We start from the raw sequence: 8,465 nt of genomic DNA on the forward strand, positions 1-8,465 counted from the left end.
AAAGCCCTGATACCGTAGTATCAAGGCTTTTTCATTTCACAAATTATATAAAACTTACATTTATCTGATAATGTTTTTCTATGATATCACTACTTGTTATTAATTATTGGCTTTTATGTGGCTGTTTTTCATTTTGCAACCATATAAAATTGTAATAATAGGGAATTAAAAAACCCTTGATACGAGTTGTATCAAGGGTTCAAGCCTCTTAGTAAAGAGACATATATTGATCGCGTTCCCATTGGTGAACTTGTGTTCTAAAGATATCCCACTCAATCTCTTTCGCTTCGATGAAGTGCTCAAGTAAGTGTTCTCCTAGTGCACCGCATACTACTTCATTAGATTGTAATGTAACTAACGCTTGCGCTAATGTTGCTGGTAAGTCAACGATACCTGCTTCTTCGCGCTCTTCTTTTGTCATTACATAGATGTTACGGTCTACTGCAGCTGGTGGAGTTAATTTGTTTTTAATTCCATCAAGACCTGCAGCTAATAATGTAGCCATTACTAAATATGGGTTTGCAGCTGGGTCAACACTACGTACTTCTACGCGTGTACTAATACCACGAGATGCAGGGATACGTACTAACGGGCTACGGTTTTGTGCAGACCATGCTACGTAACAAGGCGCTTCATATCCAGGTACTAGACGTTTATATGAGTTTACAGTTGGATTTGCTATCGCTGTAAATGCTGGTGCATGTTTTAAAATACCTGCGATGAAGTGACGAGCATCATCACTTAGTTGTAAGTCACCGTTTGCATCAAAGAATACGTTCTCACCATTTTTAAATAATGATAAGTTACAGTGCATACCTGAACCGTTCACACCGTATAGTGGTTTCGGCATAAATGTTGCGTGTAAACCATGTTTACGAGCAATTGTTTTTACAACAAGTTTGAATGTTTGAATGTCATCACATGAGCGAATTGCATTTGCATATTTAAAGTCAATTTCATGCTGCCCTGGAGCAACCTCATGGTGAGATGCTTCAATTTCAAATCCCATTTCTTCAAGTTCAAGAACGATATCACGACGACAGTTTTCCCCTAGATCCATCGGCGCAAGGTCGAAGTATCCACCGTTATCGTTTAATTCTAATGTTGGATTTCCTTTTTCATCAACCTTAAATAGGAAGAATTCTGGCTCTGGTCCAAGATTGAAGTCTGAAAATCCTAAAGCTTCCATTTCTTTTAACACACGTTTTAAGTTGTTACGTGGGTCTCCATCAAATGGAGTGCCATCTGCATTGTAAATATCACAGATTAGTCGAGCTACTTTACCTTTTTCAGCTGTCCAAGGGAAAATTACCCAAGTGTCTAAATCAGGATATAAATACATATCAGATTCTTCAATACGTACGAAACCTTCAATCGAAGATCCATCAAACATCATTTTGTTATCAAGAGCTTTCGTTAATTGTCTCACTGGAATCTCTACGTTTTTAATTACCCCTAAAAGGTCCGTAAATTGTAAACGGATATACTTTACATTCTCTTCTTTCGCCAAACGGAAAATATCTTCTTTTGTGTATCTAGACATTATAAATTCCTCCTTAGTCCCTCTAATCGCCTTCAGAATCAGTTATCTTTAGTGAAAAAATCTTGAAATGTCACCTTGTCGCAATGAAGTTCGATTGAATCTACCTGTATGTTGTAATTCATCTCGAAGTATTTTGCGAAGCTCAGTTTTTGAAATTTCTTTCGTTTCTTCTTTTACTTTCACTGCTTCTGTTTGATTTTCTTTCATTAGTAACACTTGCTTAATACCAGCCATATTCAAGCCTTGATCTAACAAATCTTTAATCTCTAACAACTTATCTACATCGTTAAATGAAAATAATCTACGATTCCCCTTTGTACGGGTTGGAGAAACAAGATTATGCTCTTCATAGTAGCGAATTTGACGTGCAGACAATTGTGTTAAATCCATAACAATACCAATTGGAAACAGCGGGGCAGAACGTCTATCTTCTTTCATTTTTCAGTTCCTCCTTCGCCTTAACTGCTTCTCATTTTATAACATGTTATGTTTAGTGTCAATAGATGTTAGCTTTTCTTACATGATTTTTTATGAATTTTTTCATTCTTTTTTCTAATCGCAGAAATCGTTACTTTTATACGAAAAAAGCTGCCGATATCGACAGCTCCCCTTTAAGAAATTGTTAATAAATTCTTTTCAATCAATTCATCAATCGCAGAACAAATCGCAATTTTAACATGCGAATACGTTAATCCACCTTGCACATATGCAACATACGGTGGTCTAATCGGACCATCAGCAGACAATTCAATACTTGCACCTTGAATAAATGTTCCCGCCGCCATAATTACATCATCTTCATAACCTGGCATATAGTTTGCATACGGAGTAAAATGCGAATTAATTGGAGATGCATATTGAATCGCTTGGCAGAAGGCAACCATACGGTCTTTATCATCAAATTGAACAGATTGAATTAAGTCTGTTCTTGGTGCATTCCACGCTGGTGACGTGTTCATTCCTAACTTTTCTAAAAACGCAGCTGTAAAAATTGCACCTTTCAGCGCTTGTCCTGCAACATGTGGCGCTAAGAAGAACCCTTGATACATTTCTTGCAGACTGTATAAAGACGCTCCAGCTTCCGCACCAATTCCCGGAGATGTTAAACGATATGCACACGCTTCAACATACTGTTCTTTACCGACAATGTAACCACCAGTTTTTACAATTCCCCCGCCTGGGTTTTTAATAAGCGAACCCGCCATTAAATCTGCACCAACATGACACGGCTCTTGCTCTTCAATAAACTCCCCATAACAATTATCTACAAACACAACAACATCAGGTTTAATTTCTTTAACAAACGCGATCATCTCTTTAATTTGAGAAATAGTAAACGATGGACGAGTAGCATAACCTTTTGAGCGCTGAATACCGATCATTTTCGTATTACTATGAATCGCTGCTGCAACAGCTTCAAAATCAACAAGCCCACCTTCAGTTAGCGGAACTGCATTGTAACCAATATTATATTCTTTAAATGAACCTACACCTTTCCCACGCACACCAACGATTTCCTCTAACGTATCATACGGTTTCCCAGTAATGTACAATAACTCATCTCCTGGACGTAAAATACCGAATAACGCTGTAGAAATAGCGTGAGTACCTGAAATAATTTGCGGACGAACAAGTCCAGCTTCCGCCCCAAATACATCAGCATACACTTTTTCTAACGTATCACGGCCAATATCATCATAACCATAACCTGTCGTCGGGATAAAATGCGAGTCACTAATTTTATGTTTACGAAAACTTTCTAATACACGAAACTGATTACTTTCAATTACTTCATCCGCACGTTTATGTACTTCTGTAATCTGATTCTCTACTTCTTTTACGATTGGAGCAATTTTTTCTCCATTTTTCAAACGATCAAACATTTTTATTTTCTCCTTCTTCCACTAAAAATCTCTTTAATTGCACATTAAGCGATGAATGAGTAAAAATATACCCTGCACAATCATATACAAATTTATCTTCCAGAAACTCCATCTTTGCTAATAGCGTTTCTGTCTTTAAAAGCGTTAATAACTTACCTTCACTCGGAGGGATTTCTACTCGATAACGATCCATTTCTTTCTTCATTTTCATTTCTATCGCTTCTTTTATACGCAATAAATCACTTTCTTCAAAAGCACTAGTCATTAAGAAATCACTTTTCGGAAACGGAATAAAGTTTTGATGTAATTCATCTTTTTTATTATATAACGTAATAATAGGAATATGATTAATTTCAAGTTCTGATAATAATCGTTTTACTGTTTTTTCATGCCCTATGTAGTTAGGATCCGCAGAATCAACTACATGTAAAATAATATCTGCTTCCCCCGCTTCTTCCAGTGTTGAACGAAAAGCAGCAATTAATGAAGTGGGTAAATCTTGTATAAAACCAACAGTATCAGTTAGTAATACTGTATAACCAGAAGGTAAGGGCATCTTCCTCGTCGTTGGGTCTAGTGTTGCAAACAGAAGGTTTTCTTCAAACGTATTAGCTTCCGTTAATCTATTAAACAGTGTCGATTTCCCTGCATTTGTATAGCCTATTAATGAAATTTGAAATACTTTATTGTCTTTTCTTCTCTCACGATATCTTTTTCGGTGTTCCACAACAACTGCAAGTTGTTTCTTTATTTCATCAATACGCGATCGAATATGACGACGATCCGTCTCAAGTTTCGTCTCACCCGGTCCTCTCGTTCCAATACCACCACCAAGACGTGATAAGGACAACCCTTGCCCCATAAGACGTGGCATTGTATATTGCAACTGAGCTAATTCTACTTGAAGCTTACCTTCCCTCGACTTCGCACGTTGCGCAAAAATATCTAGTATTAGTTGCGTTCGATCAATTACTCTCGCATCTAATACTGAGGATAAATTCCGAATTTGACTCGGCGTTAATTCATTATTAAATATAATAACATCCGGCTCTAATTCTTCAGTTAGCATTGTAAGCTCTTCTAATTTCCCTTTACCTATGTAAGTTGCCGGATGAAACTTTGGTCGTTTTTGCGTTGTTGAAACTAACACTTCCGCTCTCGCAGTCTTAGCTAGTGATGCAAGCTCTTTCATGGAATGCATAAATTTTTCATCATCATCTTGCGGCAATTGACAGCCTACTAATATGACTTTTTCTTTTTCTTCCATCAAATATGTTCACTCATCCTTTTCGAAATTTAAACCTTCTAATATAATAGCAGAGGAAGCACATTTCATCTAGTTAGCGGGGGAGAAAATTCATGGCATGGGAGATTTTTAGCATCATAGGCACAATCGCTTTCGCACTAAGCGGAGCCATTGTTGCAATGGAAGAGGATTATGATATTTTCGGGGTGTATATTTTAGGAATGGCAACCGCATTTGGGGGAGGTGCCCTTCGTAATTTATTAATCGGTTATCCGATTGTCGCGTTTTGGCAACAAGACATGTTATTCCAAATCGCACTTTTATCAATGACTATTATTTTTCTTTTTCCAAATAAGTTAATTAGACATTGGAAAAAGTGGGAAAATATCACTGACGCTATCGGCTTATCAGCATTTGCTGTACAAGGAGCATTATATGCTCAAAAATTAAATTTACCAATTAGTGCCACAATCGTGGCAGCTGTTTTAACTGGTATCGGCGGCGGTATCATTCGCGACCTTTTAGCCCGCAGAAAACCTCTCGTTCTTCGAGCTGAAGTATATGCCTTTTGGACAATTTTAGCAGGTTTCTTAATTGGCGCTCAAATTATTGTTAGCGATTGGGCCCTTTACATTTTATTCATTTTAATTGTTTGCTTCCGCATGGTTTCTATTCATTACAAATGGCATTTACCGCACAGACGTATCGAAACGAAAGAACGTTCAATGCATAAATAGCAATCTAACCTCTTTACATATCGTAAAGAGGTTTTTCTTTTCTAACGATTTTTTCTTTATATAATGTTTATACTAATTTTTAAAGTGAGGTGAATACAAATGACAAACCACGTTAATAAAGGAGCTCAAAAAAGTTCAGTAAACCAATTTGGACACGACCCTAATTCAGCACACGAAAAGAGCGCTAAAATGGAACGCTTCCATAAAGCGCACCAAGAAAAAGCAAAAAAAGAGTAAACGAACTTATACACAAAAATAGACGCACAGTTTATGTACTGTGCGTCTCCTCTTCGAGCATCAAATCCATACTCGATATTCCAATTAAATCATTTTTATCATACGTATCTTCTTGCAACAACCGCATCGCCTGTGTACGAATTGATTTTTCAACAATATTCCGTACATATCGCCCATTACTAAACGATGTAATTTGCGACGAATACTTCACCGCATGTAAATGATCCCTAAATTTCCATTCAGCTTCTTTTGATAACTGATATTCACGATCTTCATACATTCTCTTTCCAATTTCCAATAGCTGATTTACCGAGTAATCCGCAAATTCAATAATAAATGGAAAACGAGATTGCAGCCCTGGATTTAATGAAAGAAAGTGATTCATCTCTCTTGAATATCCAGCTAAAATCAATACAAAACCATGTTGTTTATCTTCCATATGTTTTACAAGCGTATCAATTGCTTCTTTTCCAAAGTCCTTCTCTCCTCCTCGAGCTAAAGAATACGCCTCATCAATAAACAAAATACCTCCCATTGCTTTTTTTATTAAGTCTCTTGTTTTTTGAGCTGTATGGCCGATGTACTCTCCTACAAGATCAGCACGTTCAGCTTCAACCAAGTGGCCTTTCGATAGAATATTCATCTCAAACAGCAATTTCCCTATCATTCTAGCAACAGTTGTCTTCCCTGTACCCGGATTCCCTTTAAACAGCATATGAAGCACTTGCTTCTCAGACTTCAATCCCTTCTCTTGTCTTTTTTTATTCACATAAATCCAAGCATATATTTCTTTTATTATCTTTTTTATATCATCCATCCCAACAAGCTTCCCCATCTCTTCTTCAATTCTCTGCAGCATTTCATGTTTAATTGTAGTTTCATTTGAAATTACCGTTTTATTTTCTGCGGCTGGCAAAGAAATTTTCTTTCGATGGTTTAACACAATATTAATTTGATTGTTGTTTTTCTTTCGCATCGATTGTTCCATACAATCACCTCATTTTATCCCGCTATTTGCGAGCAGTAAGACTCCCACCTCGACATTCAGCAAACGCTTGGTATTTAAGCGGGAGATAACCGCCCGTAAATGCCCGATTGGTTCAACTAATAATCGCAGAGGATGAACAAAATCCCCACTGATTATAGTTTCACTTTATCCACTCACCAAATATTATTATTCCTGTCCCCCTTGTAAATGCCTATTTTCAGAAAAGTTTGCTATAATATAAGAAATAATTAAGGTGGTGGGACTATGGAGACAACGGAATTCCATGATACAATACAAGCCTTTTCTATTTTTTTATTGAATAAAGGCCGAAAACCCTCAACTATTAAACGTTATGTTTATGACGTTGAAGACTTCGGACATTGGTTAGAAAAAAACAAAAAGCTCCCTTCCAGTAATATATGGGCTACACTTTGTACAAAAGACTACGAAGATTACTTTTCCGATTTAAAAACGAATCGACATTACTCAGAAAAAACGATGCATCGTGTATTTACTGTATTAAATAGAATGCATCACTTTCTAAACATTCCCAATCCATTGAAGAATATGGAAATATCTATTCAACCAGACCGTACACTTCGTAACGAAGATTTCATTTCACCTGATGAAGAAAAAAGATTAAAGTATATAGTCACTTCATTAGAAGGACTTTCAGAAAAACAACTTCCTGTGCGCCCTTTATTAATGGATCGCAATATTGCTATTTTAAATCTATTGATCGACTACGGTTTATCCTTACAGGAACTTACAGCATTAACAATGCATCACGTTCACTTTGAAACTAACACATTGTCAATCCCAGCAACCGCAGGTGTAGAAAGAACAATTACATTAGCAAAAGAAGACAAAAAACAACTATATAATTATTACAAAAGTATCCCAGAACCAGTTCGTCCTAAGTATCATAGTGATGATTCATTGTTTGTCGCATTTGATTTTAACCGTGGAACATACAGGTGGGTATATGAAAATGATGCACCAAAGGCATTAACGGAAATTGCTATACAAAAAATGATTCGCCTCGAAGTGGCTAGAGCCAATTTACGTAAAGGAATTTCAGGACAACATTTTCGTAACACCTATATTTTAAACTTAATAAAAAAAGAAACTCCTGAATCAGAAATTATAAAACTCGCTGGATTCAAATCAAAAATTTCATTAAAGCGATATTATCAATACGCAGAAAATAGAAAAAACGCCTTATTGTAAGGCGTTTTTTCTATTTTTTCTTTAAACAAACGATTTTACTATGACCATTTAACTAATTTCTGCATCTACTATGATGAGTTTCGTTCACATTTTCGTGAGAAAGGAGAGATTTAATGTCTCGTTATAACGACAATCAAAACAAATTCTCCAAACCATGCTTTCCAAGTAGCGCTGGACGAATCCCAAATACTCCATCAATCCCAATTACTAAAGCTCAACTTAGAACATTTCGTGCGATTATTATTGATTTAACAAAAATAATCCCAACACTTTTTGCAAATCCATCTCCCCAAAATATTGAAGATCTAATCGATACATTGAACCTACTAAGTAAATTTATTTGTTCACTAGACGCTACTTCCTCCCTGAAAGCACAAGGGTTAGCTATTATTAAAAACTTAATAACTATATTAAGAAATCCAACCTTTGTAGCAAGCGCTGTATTTATTGAGCTTCAAAATCTCATTAACTATTTACTATACATTACAAAATTATTCCGAATTGACCCTTGCACACTTCAAGAGCTTCTTAAATTAATAGCAGCATTACAAACTGCTCTAGTTAATTCTGCTTCGTTCATTCAAGGACCTACCGGACCTAC

At 36.2% G+C, this 8,465-nt stretch carries 9 protein-coding genes; 4 read left to right on the forward strand and 5 right to left on the reverse strand.

Annotated features, from left to right (window positions below; translation table 11 throughout):
• Positions 1-208 precede the first annotated feature (208 nt).
• The 4 genes from glnA to hflX form a co-directional block, all read right to left on the reverse strand.
• Positions 209-1,543, reverse strand: a complete 1,335-nt coding sequence (gene glnA, locus BUA87_RS27375; protein WP_000092763.1) for a type I glutamate--ammonia ligase — start codon at positions 1,541-1,543, stop codon at positions 209-211.
• A 48-nt stretch (positions 1,544-1,591) separates the two neighbouring features.
• A complete protein-coding gene (glnR, locus tag BUA87_RS27380; RefSeq protein WP_000656783.1) occupies positions 1,592-1,981 on the reverse strand; it encodes a transcriptional repressor GlnR in 390 nt (129 codons plus the stop codon).
• 173 nt (positions 1,982-2,154) lie between these two features.
• On the reverse strand, positions 2,155-3,426 hold the full coding sequence (locus tag BUA87_RS27385; protein ID WP_000460282.1) for a methionine gamma-lyase family protein: 1,272 nt from the start codon (positions 3,424-3,426) through the stop codon (positions 2,155-2,157).
• Complete coding sequence (gene hflX / locus BUA87_RS27390) at positions 3,419-4,693, reverse strand: GTPase HflX (RefSeq protein WP_000391412.1); 1,275 nt, start codon at positions 4,691-4,693, stop codon at positions 3,419-3,421. The genes BUA87_RS27385 and hflX overlap by 8 nt, the downstream gene beginning before the upstream one ends.
• A gap of 92 nt (positions 4,694-4,785) precedes the next feature.
• On the opposite strand from hflX, the gene BUA87_RS27395 reads away from it, so the two are divergent.
• Complete coding sequence (locus BUA87_RS27395) at positions 4,786-5,409, forward strand: trimeric intracellular cation channel family protein (protein ID WP_000312267.1); 624 nt, start codon at positions 4,786-4,788, stop codon at positions 5,407-5,409.
• Positions 5,410-5,508: 99 nt separating this feature from the next.
• Complete coding sequence (locus BUA87_RS31460; RefSeq protein ID WP_000181505.1) at positions 5,509-5,646, forward strand: hypothetical protein; 138 nt, start codon at positions 5,509-5,511, stop codon at positions 5,644-5,646.
• Between the two features lie 31 nt (positions 5,647-5,677).
• Here the strand turns inward: BUA87_RS31460 and spoVK are convergent, their stop codons facing one another.
• The gene (gene spoVK / locus BUA87_RS27400; RefSeq protein WP_000438177.1) at positions 5,678-6,634 is read right to left on the reverse strand and encodes a stage V sporulation protein K; all 957 of its coding nucleotides are present in this window, start codon (positions 6,632-6,634) and stop codon (positions 5,678-5,680) included.
• 264 nt (positions 6,635-6,898) lie between these two features.
• Here spoVK and BUA87_RS27405 point away from each other — a divergent pair, with 264 nt between their 5' ends.
• Complete coding sequence (locus BUA87_RS27405; RefSeq protein WP_000450330.1) at positions 6,899-7,864, forward strand: tyrosine-type recombinase/integrase; 966 nt, start codon at positions 6,899-6,901, stop codon at positions 7,862-7,864.
• A gap of 113 nt (positions 7,865-7,977) precedes the next feature.
• The coding region (locus BUA87_RS27410) for a collagen-like repeat preface domain-containing protein (protein ID WP_048536039.1) at positions 7,978-8,465 on the forward strand (488 nt) is incomplete at its 3' end.

This window comes from Bacillus sp. bc15 (genome assembly GCF_900142585.1).
Classification (GTDB): Bacteria; Bacillota; Bacilli; order Bacillales; family Bacillaceae_G; genus Bacillus_A; species Bacillus_A cereus.